Genomic DNA, 20,136 nt, shown 5'->3' on the forward strand with positions numbered 1-20,136 from the left:
GCCAGTGCATAAAGCGGCAGGCAGAAATGCCTGCCACTGGAACGCTGTGGCGTGGCCTGTTACATCAACCGCTTGCGTTCGCTCGAAGGTGCGATCCCGAGGGATTCGCGGTACTTGGCGACGGTACGGCGGGCCACCTGAATGCCTTGTGCCTCCAGTAAACCAGCGATCTTGCTGTCACTCAACGGCTTTTTCTGATTTTCCGCAGCCACCAGTTTCTTGATGATTGCGCGGATGGCCGTGGACGAGCATTCGCCGCCTTCGGAGGTGCTGACATGGCTGGAGAAAAAGTATTTCAATTCATAGATGCCCCGTGGGGTATGCATGAATTTCTGGGTGGTTACCCGGGAAATCGTCGACTCGTGCATGCCCACTGCCTCGGCAATGTCATGCAGGACCAACGGTTTCATCGCTTCGTCGCCGTACTCCAGGAAGCCGCGCTGATGCTCGACGATCTGGGTGGCCACTTTCATCAGGGTTTCGTTGCGACTCTGCAGGCTCTTGATGAACCAGCGCGCTTCCTGCAACTGGTTGCGCATGAAGGTGTTGTCGGCGCTGGTGTCGGCGCGCCTGACGAAGCCGGCGTACTGGGCGTTGACCCGCAGCTTGGGCACCGACTCCTGGTTCAGCTCGACCAGCCAGCGATCGTTGTGCTTGCGCACGATGACGTCGGGCACCACGTATTCGGGTTCGGTGGATTCGATCTGCGAGCCGGGGCGCGGGTTGAGGCTCTGCACCAGTTCGATGACCTGGCGCAGTTCGTCTTCCTTGAGCTTCATGCGGCGCATCAACTGGCTGTAGTCGCGGCCGCCCAGCAGGTCGATGTAGTCGGTGACCAGTCGCTTGGCTTCGGTCAGCCAGGGTGTCTTGGCCGGCAACTGGCGCAGTTGCAGCAGCAGGCATTCGCCCAGGTTGCGGGCGCCGATGCCGGCCGGCTCGAACTGTTGGATCCGGTGGAGAACGGCCTCGATCTCGTCCAGCTCGATGTCGAGCTCGGGGTCGAAGGCTTCCAGGATTTCTTCCAGGGTCTCGTCCAGGTAGCCCTGGTTGTTGATGCAGTCGATCAGGGTGACGGCGATCAGGCGATCGGTGTCGGACATCGGCGCCAGGTTCAACTGCCACAGCAAGTGGCTTTGCAGGCTTTCGCCGGCGGAGGTGCGGGTGGTGAAGTCCCACTCGTCGTCATCGCTGCTCGGCAGGCTGCTGGCGCTGGTCTGGTAGACGTCTTCCCAGGCCGTGTCCACGGGCAGGTCGTTGGGAATGCGTTCGTTCCATTCGCCGTCCTCGAGGTTGTCCACCGTCGGGGCGGCTTCCTGGTAGGACGGTTCGGGGATCTCGGTGTTGGTCTTCTGCTCGACGTTGTCGGCCAGCGGGTCGGTGTTGTCGAAGTCGTCGCCTTCTTCCTGGCGTTCGAGCATCGGATTGGACTCCAGAGCCTCTTGGATTTCCTGTTGCAGGTCCAGGGTCGACAATTGGAGCAGGCGGATGGCCTGTTGCAGCTGCGGCGTCATCGTCAGCTGCTGGCCCATTCTCAAGACTAGCGATGGTTTCATGGCAGGGGCTTAACACCTTATTCGCCGGCGCACATGCGCCATCCACTACAGGGCGCCGAAGCGCCAAACTTAAGCAAATTATATGCCTGAAACTGAAGTGTTTGCCTAGGGCATCACCATAATAAAATCAGCAATGCCCGCGGCGATTCGCCAGACACTCGTGCTTACAGGCGGAACTCATGGCCCAGGTACACTTCCTTGACCAGGTCGTTGGCCAGGATGGCGGCGGAGTCGCCTTCGGCGATCAACTGGCCGTCATTGACGATATAGGCGGTCTCGCAGATATCCAGGGTCTCGCGCACGTTGTGGTCGGTGATGAGCACGCCGATGCCCTTGGCCTTGAGGTGGTGGATGATCTGCTTGATGTCGCCCACCGAGATCGGGTCCACGCCGGCGAAGGGTTCGTCGAGCAGGATGAACTTCGGTGCGGTGGCCAGGGCCCGGGCGATTTCCACCCGGCGCCGTTCACCACCGGACAGGCTCATGCCCAGGTTGTCGCGAATGTGGCTGATATGGAATTCCTGCAGCAGGCTTTCCAGTTCCTGGCGACGACCGGCCTTGTCGAGTTCCTTGCGGGTCTCGAGGATCGCCATGATGTTGTCGGCGACCGACAGCTTGCGGAAGATCGACGCTTCTTGCGGCAAGTAGCCGATACCGGCCTTGGCCCGGCCGTGCATCGGCTGGTGGCTGACATCCAGGTCGTCGATCAGTACGCGACCCTGGTCGGCCTGGACCAGGCCGACGATCATGTAGAAGCAGGTGGTCTTGCCCGCGCCGTTGGGGCCGAGCAGGCCGACGATCTGGCCGCTGTCGATGGACAGGCTGACATCACGCACGACTTGACGGCTCTTGTAGCTCTTGGCCAAGTGCTGAGCTTTCAGAGTTGCCATTACTGGGCCTTCTGGTCGGTTTTCTTTTTAGGCTGGATCACCATGTCGATCCGTGGGCGCTGCTCGGTCACCTTGCTGCCGGTGGCGCGACCGGCGCTGGCCAGTTTCTTGTTGGTGTCGTAGACGATCTTCTCACCCTGGGTGACGTTGTTGTCCTTGTCGACGACCTTGGCGCGGTCGATCAGAACGACGCGGTCCTGGGAGGCGTGGTACTGGATGGTCACGCCATAGCCCTGCACAGGCTTGGTGTCGCCGGCGGTCTGCAACTGCTCGAAGTAGGCCAGGTTGCCGACCGAGGTCACCACGTCGATGTCGCCGGACTGGGTGCGCGTGATGGTCACGGTGTTGCCGGTCACTTTCATCGAGCCCTGGGTGATGATCACATCGCCCTTGTAGGTGGCTACGCCGTTCTTGTCGTCCAATTGGGCGTCGTCGGCCTGGATGCGGATAGGCTGGTCGCGGTCGTTGGGAAGAGCCCAGGCGCTCGCGCTTCCCAGTGCTGCGCCCAGACTGAGCAAAATAGGGAGGGTTTTAGCGAGCTTCATACTGTCCTCTTACGTTCGATAGCAGGTGTATCCTGCTTTCCTTCAAATACGCCTTCATTCCCGTGCCGGTCGATACACCCCCGGCGCCGTCGATTCTAACGGGTTGCTCGGTCTGCGCATATTGTTGCTGCGGGAACACCGTCATGCGTGTGCTGGTGATGATGGTCGTGCGGTTCTTCTCGTCGGTCCGGGCCACGCGCACCGAGTCGATCAACTCCACTTCGGTGCCGCCGGAATTGACTTCGGCGCGCTTGCTCTGCACGTGCCACGGAAACTCGGTGCCGCGAAACATGTTCAGGTCCGGCGTGGTGACCAGCGTAATGTCGGTTGCCTTGACGTGGTCGACCTTGTCGGCTGTCATTTCGTACTGCACTTTTCCGTCGGGCAGGTATTGCAGGGTGTGGGTGTTGGTCGCATACCAGTCGATCTTTTCCTCGACCACCGGCGCGGGCTGGTCGAGAAACCGTTCCGGGCTGATGTTCCAGTAGCCCACCGCCGCGAAAATCGCCGCGATACAGGCAAACACCACGATGGTGCGAATCTTCTTGCTCAGCATAATTGGCTCACAGGTACGCGGCGTTGGCCGCTTCGAGGCGGCCCTGGGCGCGCAGGATCAGTTCACAGAATTCGCGGGCCGCGCCTTCGCCGCCGCGCGCCGTGGTCACACCGTGGGCGTGCTCGCGTACGAAGCCGGCCGCATTGGCCACGGCCATGCCAAGGCCGACGCGGCGGATCACCGGCAGGTCCGGCAGGTCGTCACCGAGGTAGGCCACCTGTTCATAGCTTAGGTTGAGTTGGCCCAGAAGTTCGTCGAGGACGACGAGTTTGTCCTCGCGCCCCTGGTAAAGGTGCGGGATGCCGAGGTTCTTGGCGCGCCGTTCGACCACCGGGGTCTTGCGGCCGCTGATGATCGCGGTCTGCACGCCGGCGGCCATCAGCATCTTGATGCCCTGGCCGTCGAGGGTGTTGAAGGTCTTGAACTCGCTGCCGTCCTCGAGGAAATACAGGCGACCGTCGGTCAGTACGCCGTCCACATCGAATACCGCCAGCTTGATGGCCTTGCCGCGTTGCAACAGGTCTGTGCTCATTTACATGACTCCCGCACGCAGCAGATCGTGCATGTTCAGGGCGCCCACCGGACGGTCTTCGTCGTCGACGACCACCAGGGCGTTGATCTTGTGGTCTTCCATGATCTTCAGGGCCTCGGCGGCGAGCATCTCGGCGCGGGCGGTCTTGCCGTGGGGCGTCATCACCTGGTCGATGGTGGCGCTGTGGATGTCGATGGTGCGGTCCAGGGTGCGGCGCAGGTCGCCGTCGGTGAAGATCCCGGCCAGCTTGCCGTCGGCTTCCAGGACCACCGTCATGCCCAGGCCCTTGCGGGTCATCTCCATCAGGGCATCCTTGAGCAAGGTGCCGCGCTGCACCTGCGGCAACTCCTGGCCGGCGTGCATCACGTCGTCGACCTTCAGCAGCAGGCGACGGCCGAGGGCGCCGCCGGGGTGGGAGAAGGCGAAGTCTTCGGCGGTGAAACCCCGGGCTTCCAGCAGGGCCACGGCCAGGGCATCGCCCATGACCAGCGCGGCGGTGGTGGATGAGGTCGGTGCCAGGTTCAGCGGGCAGGCTTCGTGCTCGACATGCACGTTAAGGTTCACGTCGGCGGCCTTGGCCAGGGGCGAGTCGGGGTTGCCGGTGAGGCTGATCAACTGGATGCCCAGGCGCTTGATCAACGGCAGCAGCGTGACGATTTCATTGGTGGAGCCGGAGTTGGACAGGGCGAGGATGACGTCATCCCGGGTGATCATGCCCATGTCGCCGTGGCTGGCTTCGGCCGGGTGAACGAAAAATGCCGTGGTGCCGGTGCTGGCCAGCGTGGCGGCAATCTTGTTGCCGATGTGCCCGGACTTGCCCATGCCGACCACGACCACGCGGCCCTTGCTGGCCAGAATCATCTCGCAGGCGCGTACGAAATCAGCGTCGATATGGGGCAGCAAGCCTTGTACGGCTTCGAGCTCGAGGCGGATGGTACGTTGTGCCGATTGAATCAGGTCGCTGGATTGGCTCATGTCAGAAATCGTATAGCCCGATGAAAAGGCGGCGATTATAGCGGCAATGAACAATTCCCTCACGTAAGTTCGTCATGCTTTGTGTGAATGGGTCGCCCGGCCTGACACAAAGTGTGGTCTTTATCCGTGGATCCAGGCCGACTGGCCCCAGGCTTGGGCCTTGGGCGCAAGGGTGTTGCAGTGATATAGTTCGCCGCCGGTTCGGGTGCCCGGCGGTACCGGCGTTTGTCGGCAGGCCGGGGCATTCGAATGTGAGGCTGCATCGCAAGGAGTTTAGATGAGTGCCGACAACGCTTACGCGGTCGAGCTGAAGGGGCTGTCCTTCAAGCGAGGGACGCGCAGCATTTTCAATGACATCGATATTCGCATTCCACGCGGCAAGGTGACCGGCATCATGGGGCCTTCCGGGTGCGGCAAGACCACGTTGCTGCGGCTGATGGGCGCGCAGTTGCGTCCCAGTGCCGGCGAAGTCTGGGTCAATGGCCAGAATCTTCCCCAGTTGTCGCGCAGCGACCTGTTCGATGCGCGCAAGCACATGGGCGTGCTGTTCCAGAGTGGTGCATTGTTTACCGACCTGGACGTTTTCGAGAACGTGGCCTTTCCCCTGCGGGTCCATACCGACCTGCCGGAAGAGATGATCCGCGACATCGTGCTGCTCAAGTTGCAGGCCGTCGGGCTGCGTGGCGCCCTCGACCTGATGCCGGACGAGCTGTCCGGCGGCATGAAGCGCCGGGTCGCCCTGGCGCGGGCGATTGCCCTCGATCCGAAGATCCTCATGTACGACGAACCCTTCGTCGGGCAGGACCCGATCGCCATGGGCGTGCTCGTGCGCCTGATCCGCCTGCTCAACGACGCGCTGGGCATCACCAGTATCGTGGTGTCCCACGACCTGGCCGAAACCGCCAGCATCGCGGACTACATCTACGTGGTGGGCGATGGCCAGGTGCTGGGGCAGGGCACGCCCCAGGAGCTCAAGGACTCGGACAACCCGCGCATTCGCCAATTCATGAAGGGTGATCCGGACGGCCCGGTGGCGTTCCATTTTCCGGCCACGGATTACCGTACCGATCTGCTGGGGAAGCGCTGATGCGCAAGAAATCATTACTGGAAAGAATCCGCCTGTTTGGCCGATCGGGTATCGACGTGGTGGCCGTGCTGGGCCGTTCCTCGTTGTTCCTGATGCACGCCTTGCTGGGCCGCAACTCCACCGGCGGCGGTTTTGGCCTGCTGGTCAAGCAATTGCATGCCGTGGGCGTGATGTCCCTGGTGATCATCGTGGTCTCCGGGATCTTCATCGGCATGGTGCTGGCCCTGCAAGGCTTCAGCATCCTGTCCAGCTACGGCTCGGAGCAGGCCGTCGGGCAGATGGTCGCGCTGACCCTGCTGCGCGAACTCGGCCCGGTGGTGACCGCGCTGCTGTTCGCCGGGCGTGCCGGTTCGGCGTTGACGGCTGAAATCGGTAACATGAAGTCCACCGAGCAACTGTCCAGCCTGGAAATGATCGGCGTGGACCCGCTCAAGTACATCATTGCCCCGCGCCTGTGGGCCGGCTTCATTTCCCTGCCGGTGCTGGCGATGATCTTCAGCGTCGTCGGGATCTGGGGCGGTTCCTGGGTCGCGGTCGACTGGCTGGGGGTCTATGAAGGTTCCTACTGGTCCAACATGCAGAACAGCGTCGACTTCCTCGGCGATGTGCTCAACGGCGTGATCAAAAGTGCCGTATTCGCTTTCGTGGTGACCTGGATCGCCGTGTTTCAAGGCTATGACTGTGAGCCCACGTCAGAGGGGATCAGCCGTGCCACAACCAAGACCGTGGTGTACGCCTCGCTGGCGGTCCTGGGCCTTGACTTTATTCTGACCGCCTTGATGTTTGGAGATTTCTGATGCAAAACCGCACCCTGGAAATCGGTGTCGGCCTTTTCTTGCTGGCTGGCATCCTGGCTTTGCTGCTGCTGGCCCTGCGAGTCAGTGGGCTGGCGCCGACGGCAAGCACCGACACTTATAAACTTTATGCTTATTTCGACAATATCGCCGGTTTGACTGTCAGAGCCAAGGTGACCATGGCCGGTGTGACCATCGGCAAGGTCACGGCAATCGATCTGAACCGAGAGGATTTCACCGGTCGGGTGACGCTGCAGCTGGAAAAGCGCGTGGACAACCTGCCGACTGACACCACGGCATCTATCCTCACGGCTGGGCTGCTGGGCGAGAAGTACATTGGCCTCAGCGTAGGCGGGGAAGAAACCGTGCTCAAGGACGGCGGAACCATCCACGATACGCAGTCGTCCCTGGTGCTCGAAGACCTGATCGGTAAATTCCTGCTCAATACCGTTAGCAAAGACGCCAAATGAGGAGCTTTTGAATGATCTCTATCTTGCGACGTGGCCTGTTGGTGTTGCTCGCGGCGCTGCCGCTGATGGGCAACGCCGTGGCCGCGCCTTCGGCTCACGACATCATCCAGGACACCACCACCCGGTTGCTGGCAGACCTTGCCGCCAACAAAGAGAAATACAAGCAAGACCCGAGCGCGTTCTATGACGCGCTCAACGGTATCGTCGGCCCGGTCGTGGACGCCGACGGCATTTCCAAGAGCATCATGACCGTCAAGTACTCGCGCAAGGCTTCCCCTGCGCAGATGGCCCGCTTCCAGGAAAACTTCAAGCGCAGCCTGATGCAGTTCTACGGCAACGCGTTGCTCGAGTACAACAACCAGGGCATCACCGTCTCGCCGGCGAAGGATGAGAGCGGCACCCGCACCAGCGTCGACATGCAGGTCAAGGGCAACAACGGCGCGGTCTACCCGGTTTCCTACACGCTCGAGAAGATCAACGACGAGTGGAAAGTGCGCAACGTGATCATCAACGGCATCAACATTGGCAAACTGTTCCGTGACCAGTTCGCCGACGCGATGCAGCGCAATGGCAACAACCTGGACAAGACCATCGACGGTTGGGCTGGCGAAGTCGCCAAGGCCAAGGAAGTGACCGAAGAAGCCAAAGAGAAGCAGGAACAATGATCGAGCCGGTGAGTGAGTCGGCCGTTCGTCCGGGCCAGGCCGGCGAGCTGATGCTCAGTGGTGTGCTGGACTATCGCACCGGCCCGGCCTTGCGCAAGCAGGGCCAGGCGCTGATTAAGTCCTCCGGTGCCGCCGAAGTGGTCATTGACTGCTCGGCGGTGCAGAAGTCCAGCAGTGTCGGCTTGTCGCTGCTGCTGTGCTTCATCCGGGACGCCAAGGCGGCCGGCAAGACGTGGAGCATCCGCGCGATGCCCGAAGACATGCGCGAAATAGCCCAGGTCAGCGAATTGACCGAGCTGTTGGCGCACCCCTGACCCACATCCGCGAGAAGCCCCCTGTCAGAGTCCTGCTATGCGGGGTTCGCAGGCGCGGGGCTTTTTTGTATGATGTGCGACCCGCGCGCACTGGGCGCCGATTGAGGTTGAGCATGCAGGCTGTAGAAGTTAAGAGCTTCCTTGAAGCAAAACTGCCAGGTACGCAGGTGGAAGTTGAAGGCGAAGGCTGCAACTTTCAGTTGAACGTGATCAGCGATGAACTGGCGGCATTGAGCCCGGTGAAGCGTCAGCAGCAGGTCTATGCCCATTTGAACCCATGGATCACCGATGGCAGCATCCACGCGGTCACTATGAAATTTTTCAGCAGCGCGGCCTGGGCCGAGCGCACCTGAGCCCAAGGGCGTCGAGATTCTTATGGATAAACTGATTATTACCGGCGGCGTTCGTCTTGATGGCGAAATCCGTATTTCCGGGGCAAAGAACTCCGCTCTGCCGATTCTGGCCGCGACCCTGCTGTGCGATGGCCCGGTGACCGTGGCCAACCTGCCGCACCTGCACGACATCACCACGATGATCGAGCTGTTCGGCCGCATGGGCATCGAGCCGGTGATCGACGAGAAACTCGCCGTCGAGATCGACCCGCGCACCATCAAGACCCTGGTCGCACCGTATGAACTGGTCAAGACCATGCGTGCGTCGATCCTGGTCCTGGGCCCGATGGTCGCCCGCTTCGGCGAAGCCGAAGTCGCCTTGCCTGGCGGTTGCGCCATCGGTTCGCGTCCGGTGGACCTGCACATCCGCGGCCTGGAAGCCATGGGCGCGGTGATCGACGTCGAAGGCGGCTACATCAAGGCCAAGGCACCTGAAGGCGGCCTGCGTGGCGCGCATTTCTTCTTCGATACCGTCAGCGTGACCGGGACCGAGAACATCATGATGGCCGCGGCGTTGGCCAAGGGCCGCAGCGTGTTGCAGAACGCCGCGCGCGAGCCTGAAGTGGTGGACCTGGCGAACTTCCTGATCGCCATGGGTGCCAAGATCAGCGGTGCCGGCACCGACACCATCACCATCGACGGCGTCGAGCGCTTGCATTCGGCCACCTACAAGGTGATGCCGGACCGGATCGAAACCGGCACCTACCTGGTGGCTGCTGCCGTCACCGGTGGCCGCGTCAAGGTCAAGGACACCGATCCGACCATCCTCGAAGCGGTTTTGGAAAAACTCAAGGAAGCCGGCGCCGAAGTCACCTGTGGCGAAGACTGGATCGAAGTGAACATGCACGGCAAGCGGCCAAAGGCCGTTAACGTGCGGACCGCTCCGTACCCGGCGTTCCCGACCGACATGCAAGCCCAGTTCATCTCCCTCAACGCGATTGCCGAAGGCACGGGCGCGGTGATCGAGACGATCTTCGAAAACCGTTTCATGCACGTGTACGAGCTGCATCGCATGGGCGCCAAGATCCAGGTCGAAGGCAACACCGCCATCGTCACCGGCAACGAGAAGCTCAAGGGCGCGCCAGTGATGGCCACCGACCTGCGGGCCTCGGCCAGCCTGGTGATCTCGGCCCTGATTGCCGAAGGCGACACCCTGATCGACCGCATCTACCACATAGACCGTGGCTACGAGTGCATCGAAGAGAAACTGCAGATGCTCGGCGCCAAGATCCGCCGCGTACCGGGCTAGTTGGAAAGGCGCTGCTCAGGCACTTTCCGTGGGCGCAAGGACGCGTCCTTTGATTCGTTTCAAATCGAGGGTGTTTGCACCCTCGATGTGTGTCCGGCGCCGTTTGCGTCCGGGCACGAGTACCTTGATAAGGACTGACGCTTTCCATGTTGACCATCGCACTGTCCAAGGGCCGTATCCTTGACGACACCCTGCCGCTTCTGGCTGAAGCGGGCATTGTGCCGACCGAGAATCCGGACAAGAGCCGCAAGCTGATCATCCCCACGACTCAGGCCGACGTGCGCTTGCTGATCGTGCGTGCCACTGATGTGCCAACCTACGTTGAACATGGCGCGGCCGACCTGGGCGTTGCCGGCAAGGACGTGCTGATGGAATACGGCGGCCAGGGCCTGTACGAGCCCCTGGACCTGCAAATCGCCCGTTGCAAGCTGATGACCGCCGGTAAAGTCGGCGCGCCGCAGCCCAAGGGGCGTCTGCGGGTGGCGACCAAATTCGTCAACATTGCCAAACGCTATTACGCCGAGCAAGGGCGCCAGGTCGATATCATCAAGCTGTACGGTTCAATGGAACTGGCGCCGCTGATCGGCCTTGCGGACAAGATCATCGACGTGGTCGACACCGGTAATACCCTGCGGGCCAACGGCCTGGAGCCCCAGGATTTCATCGCGGACATCAGCTCCCGGCTGATCGTCAACAAGGCTTCGATGAAAATGCAGCACGCCCGTATCCAGGCTTTGATCGATACCCTGCGCAAGGCAGTGGAATCGCGACACCGCGGCTGATACACCTGCGCGACTTCGGTCGCGCCCGTCTATCCGTGTCATAGCCAATTTTCTCAGGTGCCCACGCGAATGGACTGGTAGCTTAGGGCGCCTGAGCATTTGCCATTAATGAGGCCCTCGCTATGACCGCTCCCACTTCGATTCGCCGACTCAACGCTGCCGATCCGGATTTCGCACATCATCTGGATCATCTGCTGAGCTGGGAAAGTGTGTCAGACGACTCGGTCAACCAGCGGGTGCTGGACATCATCAAGGCGGTGCGCGAGCGTGGCGATGCCGCGTTGGTGGAGTTCACCCAGAAGTTCGACGGCCTGCAAGCGGCGTCCATGGCTGACCTGATCCTGCCGCGCGAGCGCCTGGAGCTGGCCCTGACCCGGATCACCGTGGCCCAGCGCGAAGCCCTGGAAAAAGCCGCCTCCCGGGTACGCGACTATCACGAACGGCAAAAGCAGGACTCCTGGACCTACACCGAGGCCGATGGCACGGTGCTGGGCCAGAAGGTCACGCCGCTGGACCGTGCCGGCCTGTACGTACCGGGTGGCAAGGCGTCCTATCCATCGTCGGTGCTGATGAACGCCATCCCGGCCAAGGTCGCGGGCGTGGCCGAAGTGGTGATGGTGGTGCCGACCCCGCGCGGTGAACTCAACGAGCTGGTGTTGGCGGCTGCTTGCATCGCCGGGGTGGACCGGGTGTTCACCATCGGCGGCGCCCAGGCCGTGGCTGCGTTGGCCTATGGCACCGAAAGCGTGCCGCGGGTCGACAAGGTGGTCGGGCCGGGCAACATCTATGTCGCCACTGCCAAGCGCCACGTGTTCGGCCAGGTGGGCATCGACATGATCGCCGGTCCTTCGGAGATCCTCGTGGTGTGCGACGGCCAGACCGACCCGGACTGGATCGCCATGGACCTGTTCTCCCAGGCCGAGCACGACGAAGACGCCCAGGCGATCCTGGTCAGCCCCGACGCCGGGTTCCTCGACAAGGTCGCCGCCAGCATCGACAAGCTGCTGCCGACCATGGACCGCGCCGAGATCATCAACACCTCGATCAACGGCCGTGGCGCGCTGATCAAGGTCGATGACATGGAGCAGGCCATCGAGGTCGCCAACCGCATCGCTCCGGAACACCTGGAGTTGTCGGTCGCTGATCCGCAGGCCTGGTTGCCGAAGATCCGTCACGCCGGCGCGATCTTCATGGGCCGCCACACCAGCGAAGCCTTGGGCGACTACTGCGCAGGGCCCAACCACGTACTGCCGACGTCCGGTACCGCACGCTTCTCGTCGCCGCTGGGGGTGTATGACTTCCAGAAGCGTTCGTCGATCATTTTCTGCTCCGAGCAGGGTGCGTCCGAGCTGGGCAAGACGGCTTCCGTGCTGGCCCGTGGCGAATCGCTGAGCGCCCACGCCCGCAGCGCCGAGTACCGCATTGTCGATGAGCTTTCCAGTGAAGGGCAGGGGAAACTGAAATGAGCAAATTCTGGAGCCCGTTCGTCAAGGACCTGGTGCCCTACGTGCCGGGCGAGCAACCGAAGCTGACCCGACTGGTCAAGCTCAACACCAACGAGAACCCGTTCGGGCCGTCGCCCAAGGCACTCGCGGCGATGCAGGCCGAGTTGAACGACAACCTGCGCTTGTACCCCGACCCCAACAGTGACCAGTTGAAGAGTGCCGTGGCCCGCTACTACGGGGTACAGGGGAACCAGGTGTTCCTTGGCAACGGTTCGGACGAAGTGTTGGCGCACATCTTTCACGGCTTGCTGCAGCACGACCAGCCGATCCTGTTCCCGGACATCAGCTACAGCTTCTATCCGGTGTACTGCGGGCTGTACGGCATTTCGTTCGACGCGGTGCCGCTGGACGCGCAGTTCCGGATCGACCCGGCGGACTATGCCAAGCCGAACGGCGGGATCATCTTCCCAAACCCGAACGCCCCGACTGGCTGCCTGCTGGCACTGGACGCGGTGGAGCAGATCCTCAAGGCCAACCCGGCGTCGGTGGTGGTGGTCGATGAGGCCTACATCGACTTCGGTGGCGAAACGGCCATCCGCCTGGTGGACCGTTACCCGAACCTGCTGGTCACCCAGACCCTGTCCAAGTCCCGCTCGTTGGCGGGGTTGCGGGTGGGCCTGGCGGTGGGCCATCCGGACCTGATCGAAGCGTTGGAGCGGATCAAGAACAGCTTCAACTCCTACCCGCTGGATCGGCTGGCGAATGTCGGCGGCGCAGCGGCGTTCGACGACCGCGAGTATTTCGAGCAGACCTGCCGCCTGGTCATCGAGCACCGCGAATGGGTGGTGGCGCAGCTGCAGGCCAAGGGTTTTGAAGTGCTGCCGTCGGCGGCCAACTTCATCTTCGCTCGCCACCCTCGGCATGATGCGGCGGGTCTGGCGGCCAAACTGCGGGAGCAGGGCGTCATCGTGCGGCACTTCAAGCAGGAGCGGATCGCCCAGTTCCTGCGGATCAGCATCGGTACCCCGGAGCAGAACCAGGCGCTGATCGACGGCTTGGGCGAACTCTAAAGCCCCAGGTCGGCCTTGTGGGAGCAGGCTTGCTCCCACAGGTTGGGTACATCAAGGCCTCATTCGTGATGGGGCTCGCCGAGAAAGGTCAGTGAGGTGAAAACACCACGGGTGGCAGCGTCCTGGTCGTCCGTGAGCGGGACCTCCATCTGGGCGGCGATGACATTCAACCCTTCGTTACGCACCAGTACCGTAGCCCGGCCGTCGGCGTCTGTTTCGGTGGATACGGTGTTCGGCGCGTTGCGGTAATCGCCCACCAGCTTCACCCCGGCCGCCGGTTTCCCATCCAGCCACACCTGCACCGGTAGCGACTGGCCGGGGCCGACCGTCAGCGGATCGACTTGGGGCCGGATCAGGAACTTGATCGACTCCAGCTTCGGCAGCTTTGCCCCCGGTTGGTAGATGGCCAGGCTGTACTTGAAGGTGTGGGTCGACGCGATTGCCCCCGGTACTTTGCTGCGTCCTTCATTGACCCAGCGCTGGTCGGCCGTCTGCGACCACGGGCCGTTGTCCAGTGCCACCGCCAGCACCGCCGGCGGCTTGAGCGGTTGCAGGCGGGCGTGGTCGGGTAGGCGTTGCACCGTGACGGGGATCATTTTGCCGGCGAGGTCATAAGCCCAGGCACCGCTGATTTTCTGGGCCTTGAACGTGTTGTCCTCGGCGCCATGGCCGTAGACCACTTCGATGTTGCCGCGCCGTTGTTCGGTCCACAAACCATGGGCCGAAGCCTGTGTTGCCAGGAGCAGGCCGAGTAGGGCGATTGTCTTGGGGTGTTTCATGCGGGGGTTCCTTTACAGGTCGAGGGTGAGGCTGACGGTGAAGTTGCGCGGCTCGCCGGGGTTGACCCAATAGTTGCTGTAGGCGCGTTCGTAGTATTTTTCGTCGAAGACGTTGTTCAGGTTCAGACCCACGGTGACGGTCTCGCTGGCCTTGTAATGCGCCAGCAGGTCCACGGTGTGGTAGGCCGGCAATTGGAAGTCGCCGCCGGCTTCGCCTGAGCGATCGCCGACGTAGGTGAACGCCGCACCGACGTCCGAGCCCCGCAGTCGCCCATCCTGGAATTCATACACCCCCAGCAGGCTGCCGCTGCGCTTGGCAACGCCGAGGATCCGGCTGCCGGTGGGAATGGTTTCGTCACCTCGGGTCACTTCGGCATCGATGTAGGCGAAGGCGCCGATCACCCGGATGGCGTCGGTCAACTGCCCGGTAACTTGCAGATCGATGCCCTGACTGCGGGCCTTGCCCATGGCACGGCTGGTGTCGGTGCCCGGGTCGAGGGCCAGGACGTTTTCCTTTTCGATATGGAACGCCGCCAGGGTGGTGCTCAGGCGACCTTCGAACAACTCGCTCTTGAGCCCGACTTCATAGCCGGTGCCTTCCTCGGGGTTGAAAGATTTTCCCTGGGCATCCAGGCCGTTGTTGGGCTTGAACGAAGTGGATGCATTGGCGAACAACCCGACTTCAGGTGTCAGTTGGTACAACAGGCCGGCCCGTTGCGTCAGGGCGTCGTGGCGTTGGCGCCGGGTGACGCGCGTGGTGTGATCGTCGATGTGCTGTTCGAAGTGTTCGTAGCGCATGCCGATCATGCCCCGCAACCGGTCGGTGAAGACGATCTGGTCCTGGAGGCTCAGCGCGCGGCTTTGCACGCGTTCGAAGAAGTCCGTGCCGGTGCGCAGCCCGTTGGGTTTTGGCTGACCGTAGACGGGGTGGTAGAGGTCGATGGGGTAAGCGCCCCCGTTGACGGTGGTGACGCGTTCGTTCTTGCGATAATCCTCGTACTCGCCGCCGATCAGCAGTTCATGCTGCCAGGGCCCGAGGTCGAACAGGCCGCGCAGTTCCAACTGGGTGATGCTGTCATGCCAGTCGTTGTCCCGCTCGCGGTAGCGGCGATTGACGGTGTGGCCGTCGGCATTCAGCGGGCGTGCTTCGGAGGCAAAGCCCCAGAGTTCGCCTTGCTTGTAATGACTGGCCAGGCGCACTTGCCACGCGTCGTTGAGCTGATGTTCGAGGGCGGCCTGGAGCATGTTGTTGTGGTTGTCGATGTCACCGTCGTTGGGTTCGCCCAGGAAAGTCGAGCGCGAAACGCCACTCCAGCGATTGTCCGGGGCGACGATGCCGCGGTCGAAGGTCGAACGGTGGCGCACGATTTCACTTTCCAGCAGCAAGCGGGTGTCGGGGTTCAGTTGCCAACTGAGCGTGGGGGCGACGAACACCCGCTGGCCGTCGACGTGGTCGCGAAAGCTGTGGTTGTCCTCGATCGCCAGATTGACCCGCGACAACAGGTTGCCCTCGGCATCCAGCGGTTTGTTGACGTCCAGCGCGGTGCGGTAGCGATCCCAACTGCCGGCGCTGGCTTGCAGGGTGGTGAAGGCGTCTGGCTGGGGCTTTTTGGTGACGATGTTCACCGTGCCGCCGGGATCGCCGCGTCCATACAGGCTCGCCGCCGGGCCTTTGAGCACTTCGATGCGTTCGATGTTGGCCGTGTCTGGTGTGCTTGGGTAACCCCGGTTGGCGCTGAAGCCGTCCTTGTAGAACTCCGAGGTGGTGAAGCCGCGCACGCTGTATTCGTAGAGCGTCAGGCCACCGAAGTTGTTCTGTTTCGACACGCCCCCCGCATATTCCAACGCCCGCTCCACCTGGGTGCTGCCCAGGTCCTTGAGCACGCTGGCGGGAATCACACTGATCGATTGGGGGATGTCGCGCAGGGCCGTGTCGGTTTTGGTGGCGCTGGCCGAGCGAGTGGCACGATAGCCCTTGACGGGGCCGGAGGGCGATTCGTAATCGGACGTGACGGTGATGGCGTCCAGTTCCAGGGGCTGGGGTTCTTCAGCGAGGGCTGGATCGCCCAACAGGCCGAAGGCCAGGCTGACGAAAGAAATCCGTTTTAAAGATGACATGTTATGTTGTTCCAATTTCCTTAATTGAAACAATATAACACTACTAATGAGAATTTATGCTATCCATGATTTAACACGAAATCGCAAGCTGCCAGGTTCTTCGTGGCGAGGGAGCTTGCTCCCGTTGGGCTGCGAAGCAGCCCGGGAGGCCATACGATCAGTTTGAGGGTTCAAGGGGGCTGCTGCGCAGCCCAACGGGGATGAATCCCCTCGCCACAGATAAATCCCCTCGCCACAAAGGGGATTTGAGCGGGCTACTGCTCTTCTTTGACGGCCACTGGCGCGGGCGGTGGGCGCAGGCCGATTTCGGCGGTGAGCTTGAGCTCCTTGCCGTTGCGCATCACCTGGATGGTGACTTTGTCGGTGGGCTTGATCCGCGCCACCTGGTTCATCGAGCGGCGGCCGTCGCCGGCTGGTTCGCCGTCGATGCTCAGGATCACGTCACCCAGTTGCAAGCCGGCCTTCTGCGCCGGGCCGTCGCGGAAAATCCCCGCGACCACGATGCCTGGCCGTCCCGACAAGCCGAAGGACTCCGCCAATTCCTGGGTCAGTGGCTGGACTTCGATGCCCAGCCAGCCGCGAATCACCTGGCCGTGTTCGATGATGGACTTCATCACTTCCATCGCCAGTTTCACCGGGATCGCGAAGCCAATGCCCTGGCTGCCGCCGGACTTGGAGAAGATCGCCGTGTTGATCCCCGTGAGGTTGCCGTTGGCGTCCACCAGCGCGCCGCCGGAGTTGCCGGGGTTGATGGCGGCGTCGGTCTGGATGAAGTCTTCGTAGTTGTTCAGGCCCAGCTGGTTGCGGCCGGTGGCGCTGATGATGCCCATGGTCACGGTCTGGCCGACCCCGAACGGGTTGCCGATGGCCAGGGCGACGTCGCCGATGCGGATGCTGTCGGAACGGCCGATGGTGATGGCCGGCAGGTTCTTCAGGTCGATCTTCAGCACCGCGAGATCGGTTTCCGGGTCGCTGCCGATCACGCGGGCCAGGGTTTCGCGGCCATCCTTGAGGGCGACCACGATCTGGTCGGCGCCGCTGGTCACGTGGTTGTTGGTCAGCAGGTAGCCTTCGGGGCTCATGATCACGCCCGAGCCCAGGCTCGACTCCATGCGCTTCTGCTTGGGCGAGTTATCACCGAAGAAGCGCCGGAACTGCGGGTCCTCGAACAGCGGGTGGCTGGGCTTGTTGATGACCTTGGTGGTGTACAGGTTGACCACCGCCGGCGCCGCGGTGGTGACGGCGTCTGCATAGGACACCGGGCCCTGCAACAGGGTCTTGGGTTGCGGCGCCTGCTGCAGGTTGACATCGAGGCTCGGCAGGCCGACCCATTCCGGGTAGCGCTGGATAATCAATAGAGCGACAAGCACGCCGGCCAACAGCGGCCAGCCGGAAAAACGCAGCGCCTTGAGCATTAAGCATGTCCTACAAAGGTTGCAGGCGGTATGGGACCGCCCATAATGTCGCGCATTATACGAGGCCGCGCGCGCCTCTGAACGGGATATTTAGGAGTCTTTTCATGGCCGTCGCCCTGAGCACCCTGGTCGAAGAAGCGGACCGCTACCTGGCAAGCAACAGGATTGCCGATTATTGCCCCAACGGCCTGCAGGTTGAAGGCGCGCCCCAGGTGATGCGCATTGTCAGCGGTGTCACGGCCAGCCAGGCGTTGCTCGAGGCGGCCGTGGAAGCCAGCGCCGACCTGGTGCTGGTGCACCACGGTTACTTCTGGAAGGGCGAGAACCCCTGCGTCACGGGCATGAAGCAGCGTCGCTTGAAAACCCTGCTCAAGCACGACATCAGCCTGCTGGCCTATCACTTGCCCCTGGACCTGCACCCGGAGGTCGGCAACAACGTGCAACTGGCTCGCCAACTGGATATCACGGTCGAGGGGCCGCTGGACCCGGACAACCCCAAGGTCGTCGGCCTGGTGGGCTCCCTGGCCGAGCCCATGACCGCCCGGGATTTCGCCCGCAAGGTCCAGGAGGCCATGGGCCGCGAACCCCTGCTGATCGAAGGTGAGTCGATGATCCGGCGAGTCGGCTGGTGCACCGGTGGTGGCCAGGGCTATATCGATCAGGCGGTGCTGGCCGGGGTTGACCTGTACCTCAGCGGCGAAGCCTCGGAGCAGACCTTCCACAGCGCCCGGGAAAACGGCATCAGCTTCATCGCCGCCGGCCATCATGCGACCGAGCGCTACGGCGTCCAGGCCTTGGGCGACTACCTGGCGCGCCGGTTTGCCCTGGAGCACATCTTCGTAGATTGCCCGAATCCGATCTGACAGTTTGTAACCCCTGTTGAAGCGCGCTTGTGTGGGAGCGGGCTTGCTCGCGAAGTCGCTATACCAGTCAACACTTCAGGCAACTGATCCACCGCCTTCGCGAGCAAGCCCGCTCCCACAAAGGTTCATGCAACACCCGAACAGCCAGGCATATCCATATGCTGTTTCGATCTAGTTGGCGCCCTGATTAGAAGAGGTCGCTGTGCTAGGATTCCCCGCTCGAACACGGCCCGCTGGCCGTTCATAAGATAGTTTTCGTGAGTAGCCATGGTCGACAAACTGACGCACCTGAAACAGCTGGAGGCGGAAAGCATCCACATCATCCGCGAGGTGGCCGCCGAGTTCGATAACCCGGTGATGCTGTACTCCATCGGCAAAGACTCCGCCGTAATGCTGCACCTGGCACGCAAGGCGTTTTTCCCTGGCAAGCTGCCGTTTCCGGTGATGCACGTCGATACCCGCTGGAAATTCCAGGAGATGTACAAGTTCCGCGATCGCATGGTCGAGGAAATGGGCCTGGACCTGATCACCCATGTGAACCCCGAGGGCGTGGCACAGGGCATCAACCCATTTACCCACGGCAGCGCCAAGCACACCGACATCATGAAGACCCAGGGCCTCAAGCAGGCGCTGGACAAGCATGGTTTCGACGCCGCGTTCGGCGGTGCCCGTCGCGACGAAGAGAAATCCCGCGCCAAGGAGCGCGTCTACTCGTTCCGTGACAGCAAGCACCGCTGGGACCCGAAGAACCAGCGCCCGGAGCTGTGGAACGTCTACAACGGCAAGGTCAACAAAGGCGAGTCGATCCGCGTGTTCCCGCTGTCGAACTGGACCGAGCTGGACATCTGGCAGTACATCTACCTCGAAGGCATCCCGATCGTGCCGCTGTACTTCGCCGCCGAGCGTGAAGTGATCGAGAAGAACGGCACCCTGATCATGATCGACGACGAGCGCATCCTCGAGCACCTTTCCGACGAGGACAAAGCCCGTATCGTCAAGAAGAAAGTGCGTTTCCGTACCCTTGGCTGCTACCCGTTGACGGGCGCGGTGGAGTCCGAGGCCGAAAGCCTGACGGACATCATTCAGGAAATGCTCCTGACGCGAACTTCCGAGCGCCAGGGCCGGGTCATCGACCACGATGGCGCAGGCTCGATGGAAGATAAGAAACGTCAGGGGTACTTTTAAGCTTCGAGTTACAAGCGGCAAGCTGCAAGTTAGAGGCGGTATGCGTAACTTCGCAGCTTGGTGCTTGCAGCCGGTTGTTGCGAGCCGCGATTGGGTGACTCGTAATGGATTTCGAGAAGTTGATTGTCTGGCAGCGAAGCAAATGTTTGGCGGTGGGGATTTATCGAGAGTTTGCGCGATGCGGGGATTTTGGATTCAAGGACCAAATCACCCGTTCTGCACTTTCAGTGCCTTCCAATGTTGCTGAAGGCATGGAGCGTCGGAGTTCCAAGGAAAAGATCCACTTTCTCTGGATGGCGAAGGCTTCTTGTGGAGAGTTGCGCACCCAGATCCTGATAGCCCGAGATATTGCTTATATTGCAGAACCACTGGCTGAAAATTGGATTAAAGAAACCCGAGAGCTCTCTAGGATGCTAGGCGGGTTGATCAATAAAATTTCTGACTAGCTGTACGCCGA

At 61.8% G+C, this 20,136-nt stretch carries 22 protein-coding genes; 13 read left to right on the top strand and 9 right to left on the bottom strand.

The features are described from left to right. Positions 1 to 59 precede the first annotated feature (59 nt). The 6 genes from KI241_RS04270 to KI241_RS04295 all read right to left on the bottom strand — a co-directional run bounded on the left by KI241_RS04270 (position 60) and on the right by KI241_RS04295 (position 5,051). Positions 60 to 1,553 carry an RNA polymerase factor sigma-54 gene (locus KI241_RS04270; RefSeq protein ID WP_042729883.1) on the bottom strand — a complete coding sequence of 498 codons (1,494 nt, stop codon included), beginning with the start codon at positions 1,551 to 1,553 and terminating at the stop codon, positions 60 to 62. A 164-nt stretch (positions 1,554 to 1,717) separates the two neighbouring features. Continuing rightward, the gene (gene lptB / locus KI241_RS04275) at positions 1,718 to 2,443 is read right to left on the bottom strand and encodes an LPS export ABC transporter ATP-binding protein (protein WP_018614004.1); all 726 of its coding nucleotides are present in this window, start codon (positions 2,441 to 2,443) and stop codon (positions 1,718 to 1,720) included. Further along, positions 2,443 to 2,988: a lipopolysaccharide transport periplasmic protein LptA gene (lptA, locus tag KI241_RS04280; protein ID WP_042729882.1), complete on the bottom strand. Its 546-nt coding sequence runs from the start codon at positions 2,986 to 2,988 to the stop codon at positions 2,443 to 2,445. Before lptA ends, lptB begins: the two co-directional genes overlap by 1 nt. Beyond that, positions 2,975 to 3,544, bottom strand: a complete 570-nt coding sequence (lptC, locus tag KI241_RS04285; RefSeq protein ID WP_042729881.1) for an LPS export ABC transporter periplasmic protein LptC — start codon at positions 3,542 to 3,544, stop codon at positions 2,975 to 2,977. The genes lptA and lptC overlap by 14 nt, the downstream gene beginning before the upstream one ends. A 7-nt stretch (positions 3,545 to 3,551) precedes the next feature. Then, complete coding sequence (locus KI241_RS04290; RefSeq protein ID WP_042729880.1) at positions 3,552 to 4,076, bottom strand: HAD family hydrolase; 525 nt, start codon at positions 4,074 to 4,076, stop codon at positions 3,552 to 3,554. Continuing rightward, positions 4,077 to 5,051, bottom strand: a complete 975-nt coding sequence (locus KI241_RS04295; protein ID WP_042729879.1) for a KpsF/GutQ family sugar-phosphate isomerase — start codon at positions 5,049 to 5,051, stop codon at positions 4,077 to 4,079. A gap of 277 nt (positions 5,052 to 5,328) precedes the next feature. On the opposite strand from KI241_RS04295, the gene KI241_RS04300 reads away from it, so the two are divergent. The 10 genes from KI241_RS04300 (at position 5,329) to hisC (ending at position 13,319) form a co-directional block, all read left to right on the top strand. Continuing rightward, positions 5,329 to 6,138 (top strand): ATP-binding cassette domain-containing protein, encoded by an 810-nt coding sequence (locus KI241_RS04300; protein ID WP_042729878.1) that lies wholly within the window; start codon positions 5,329 to 5,331, stop codon positions 6,136 to 6,138. Next, positions 6,138 to 6,935 carry a lipid asymmetry maintenance ABC transporter permease subunit MlaE gene (gene mlaE / locus KI241_RS04305; RefSeq protein WP_042729877.1) on the top strand — a complete coding sequence of 266 codons (798 nt, stop codon included), beginning with the start codon at positions 6,138 to 6,140 and terminating at the stop codon, positions 6,933 to 6,935. The genes KI241_RS04300 and mlaE overlap by 1 nt, the downstream gene beginning before the upstream one ends. Next, a complete protein-coding gene (mlaD, locus tag KI241_RS04310; RefSeq protein ID WP_042729876.1) occupies positions 6,935 to 7,402 on the top strand; it encodes an outer membrane lipid asymmetry maintenance protein MlaD in 468 nt (155 codons plus the stop codon). The genes mlaE and mlaD overlap by 1 nt, the downstream gene beginning before the upstream one ends. An 11-nt stretch (positions 7,403 to 7,413) precedes the next feature. Further along, entirely contained in the window at positions 7,414 to 8,067 is a 654-nt protein-coding gene (locus KI241_RS04315; protein ID WP_042729875.1) for an ABC transporter substrate-binding protein, read from the top strand. Between the two features lie 8 nt (positions 8,068 to 8,075). Continuing rightward, positions 8,076 to 8,381, top strand: coding sequence for an STAS domain-containing protein (locus tag KI241_RS04320; protein WP_042729893.1), 306 nt, complete (start codon positions 8,076 to 8,078; stop codon positions 8,379 to 8,381). Positions 8,382 to 8,494: 113 nt separating this feature from the next. Continuing rightward, a complete protein-coding gene (locus tag KI241_RS04325) occupies positions 8,495 to 8,734 on the top strand; it encodes a BolA family protein (RefSeq protein WP_042729874.1) in 240 nt (79 codons plus the stop codon). Between the two features lie 22 nt (positions 8,735 to 8,756). After that, positions 8,757 to 10,022: a UDP-N-acetylglucosamine 1-carboxyvinyltransferase gene (gene murA / locus KI241_RS04330; protein WP_042729873.1), complete on the top strand. Its 1,266-nt coding sequence runs from the start codon at positions 8,757 to 8,759 to the stop codon at positions 10,020 to 10,022. Positions 10,023 to 10,168: 146 nt separating this feature from the next. Further along, positions 10,169 to 10,804 (top strand): ATP phosphoribosyltransferase, encoded by a 636-nt coding sequence (gene hisG, locus KI241_RS04335; protein WP_042729872.1) that lies wholly within the window; start codon positions 10,169 to 10,171, stop codon positions 10,802 to 10,804. Between the two features lie 122 nt (positions 10,805 to 10,926). Further along, the gene (gene hisD / locus KI241_RS04340) at positions 10,927 to 12,270 is read left to right on the top strand and encodes a histidinol dehydrogenase (protein ID WP_042729871.1); all 1,344 of its coding nucleotides are present in this window, start codon (positions 10,927 to 10,929) and stop codon (positions 12,268 to 12,270) included. Continuing rightward, a complete protein-coding gene (gene hisC / locus KI241_RS04345) occupies positions 12,267 to 13,319 on the top strand; it encodes a histidinol-phosphate transaminase (protein WP_212803417.1) in 1,053 nt (350 codons plus the stop codon). Before hisD ends, hisC begins: the two co-directional genes overlap by 4 nt. A 59-nt stretch (positions 13,320 to 13,378) precedes the next feature. Here the strand turns inward: hisC and KI241_RS04350 are convergent, their stop codons facing one another. From KI241_RS04350 to algW, 3 genes are all read right to left on the bottom strand, one after another. Next, positions 13,379 to 14,098, bottom strand: a complete 720-nt coding sequence (locus tag KI241_RS04350) for a DUF4198 domain-containing protein (protein ID WP_042732521.1) — start codon at positions 14,096 to 14,098, stop codon at positions 13,379 to 13,381. A gap of 12 nt (positions 14,099 to 14,110) precedes the next feature. Further along, a complete protein-coding gene (locus tag KI241_RS04355) occupies positions 14,111 to 16,216 on the bottom strand; it encodes a TonB-dependent siderophore receptor (protein ID WP_042732520.1) in 2,106 nt (701 codons plus the stop codon). A 254-nt stretch (positions 16,217 to 16,470) separates the two neighbouring features. Beyond that, positions 16,471 to 17,631, bottom strand: coding sequence for a Do family serine endopeptidase AlgW (algW, locus tag KI241_RS04360; RefSeq protein WP_042732519.1), 1,161 nt, complete (start codon positions 17,629 to 17,631; stop codon positions 16,471 to 16,473). A 104-nt stretch (positions 17,632 to 17,735) separates the two neighbouring features. On the opposite strand from algW, the gene KI241_RS04365 reads away from it, so the two are divergent. The 3 genes from KI241_RS04365 (at position 17,736) to KI241_RS04375 (ending at position 20,125) form a co-directional block, all read left to right on the top strand. Beyond that, positions 17,736 to 18,494, top strand: a complete 759-nt coding sequence (locus KI241_RS04365; protein ID WP_042732518.1) for a Nif3-like dinuclear metal center hexameric protein — start codon at positions 17,736 to 17,738, stop codon at positions 18,492 to 18,494. Positions 18,495 to 18,761: 267 nt separating this feature from the next. After that, entirely contained in the window at positions 18,762 to 19,679 is a 918-nt protein-coding gene (cysD, locus tag KI241_RS04370; RefSeq protein WP_042732314.1) for a sulfate adenylyltransferase subunit CysD, read from the top strand. 104 nt (positions 19,680 to 19,783) lie between these two features. Next, a complete protein-coding gene (locus KI241_RS04375; protein ID WP_042732315.1) occupies positions 19,784 to 20,125 on the top strand; it encodes a four helix bundle protein in 342 nt (113 codons plus the stop codon). Positions 20,126 to 20,136 lie beyond the last annotated feature (11 nt).

This window comes from Pseudomonas sp. Cab53 (genome assembly GCF_018325965.1).
Lineage (GTDB): Bacteria > Pseudomonadota > Gammaproteobacteria > Pseudomonadales > Pseudomonadaceae > Aquipseudomonas > Aquipseudomonas chlororaphis_E.

Bases quoted from the DNA above. Each gene is read 5' to 3' on its own strand.
- lptB (WP_018614004.1), bottom strand. From the start codon at position 2,443: ATGGCAACTCTGAAAGCTCAGCACTTGGCCAAGAGCTACAAGAGCCGT.
- KI241_RS04290 (WP_042729880.1), bottom strand. From the start codon at position 4,076: ATGAGCACAGACCTGTTGCAACGCGGCAAGGCCATCAAGCTGGCGGTA.
- hisD (WP_042729871.1), top strand. From the start codon at position 10,927: ATGACCGCTCCCACTTCGATTCGCCGACTCAACGCTGCCGATCCGGAT.
- KI241_RS04350 (WP_042732521.1), bottom strand. From the start codon at position 14,098: ATGAAACACCCCAAGACAATCGCCCTACTCGGCCTGCTCCTGGCAACA.
- lptA (WP_042729882.1), bottom strand. From the start codon at position 2,988: ATGAAGCTCGCTAAAACCCTCCCTATTTTGCTCAGTCTGGGCGCAGCA.
- KI241_RS04315 (WP_042729875.1), top strand. From the start codon at position 7,414: ATGATCTCTATCTTGCGACGTGGCCTGTTGGTGTTGCTCGCGGCGCTG.
- KI241_RS04270 (WP_042729883.1), bottom strand. From the start codon at position 1,553: ATGAAACCATCGCTAGTCTTGAGAATGGGCCAGCAGCTGACGATGACG.
- KI241_RS04295 (WP_042729879.1), bottom strand. From the start codon at position 5,051: ATGAGCCAATCCAGCGACCTGATTCAATCGGCACAACGTACCATCCGC.
- lptC (WP_042729881.1), bottom strand. From the start codon at position 3,544: ATGCTGAGCAAGAAGATTCGCACCATCGTGGTGTTTGCCTGTATCGCG.
- algW (WP_042732519.1), bottom strand. From the start codon at position 17,631: ATGCTCAAGGCGCTGCGTTTTTCCGGCTGGCCGCTGTTGGCCGGCGTG.
- KI241_RS04300 (WP_042729878.1), top strand. From the start codon at position 5,329: ATGAGTGCCGACAACGCTTACGCGGTCGAGCTGAAGGGGCTGTCCTTC.
- KI241_RS04365 (WP_042732518.1), top strand. From the start codon at position 17,736: ATGGCCGTCGCCCTGAGCACCCTGGTCGAAGAAGCGGACCGCTACCTG.
- hisC (WP_212803417.1), top strand. From the start codon at position 12,267: ATGAGCAAATTCTGGAGCCCGTTCGTCAAGGACCTGGTGCCCTACGTG.
- mlaD (WP_042729876.1), top strand. From the start codon at position 6,935: ATGCAAAACCGCACCCTGGAAATCGGTGTCGGCCTTTTCTTGCTGGCT.
- KI241_RS04355 (WP_042732520.1), bottom strand. From the start codon at position 16,216: ATGTCATCTTTAAAACGGATTTCTTTCGTCAGCCTGGCCTTCGGCCTG.
- hisG (WP_042729872.1), top strand. From the start codon at position 10,169: ATGTTGACCATCGCACTGTCCAAGGGCCGTATCCTTGACGACACCCTG.
- cysD (WP_042732314.1), top strand. From the start codon at position 18,762: ATGGTCGACAAACTGACGCACCTGAAACAGCTGGAGGCGGAAAGCATC.
- murA (WP_042729873.1), top strand. From the start codon at position 8,757: ATGGATAAACTGATTATTACCGGCGGCGTTCGTCTTGATGGCGAAATC.
- KI241_RS04325 (WP_042729874.1), top strand. From the start codon at position 8,495: ATGCAGGCTGTAGAAGTTAAGAGCTTCCTTGAAGCAAAACTGCCAGGT.
- KI241_RS04375 (WP_042732315.1), top strand. From the start codon at position 19,784: ATGGATTTCGAGAAGTTGATTGTCTGGCAGCGAAGCAAATGTTTGGCG.
- mlaE (WP_042729877.1), top strand. From the start codon at position 6,138: ATGCGCAAGAAATCATTACTGGAAAGAATCCGCCTGTTTGGCCGATCG.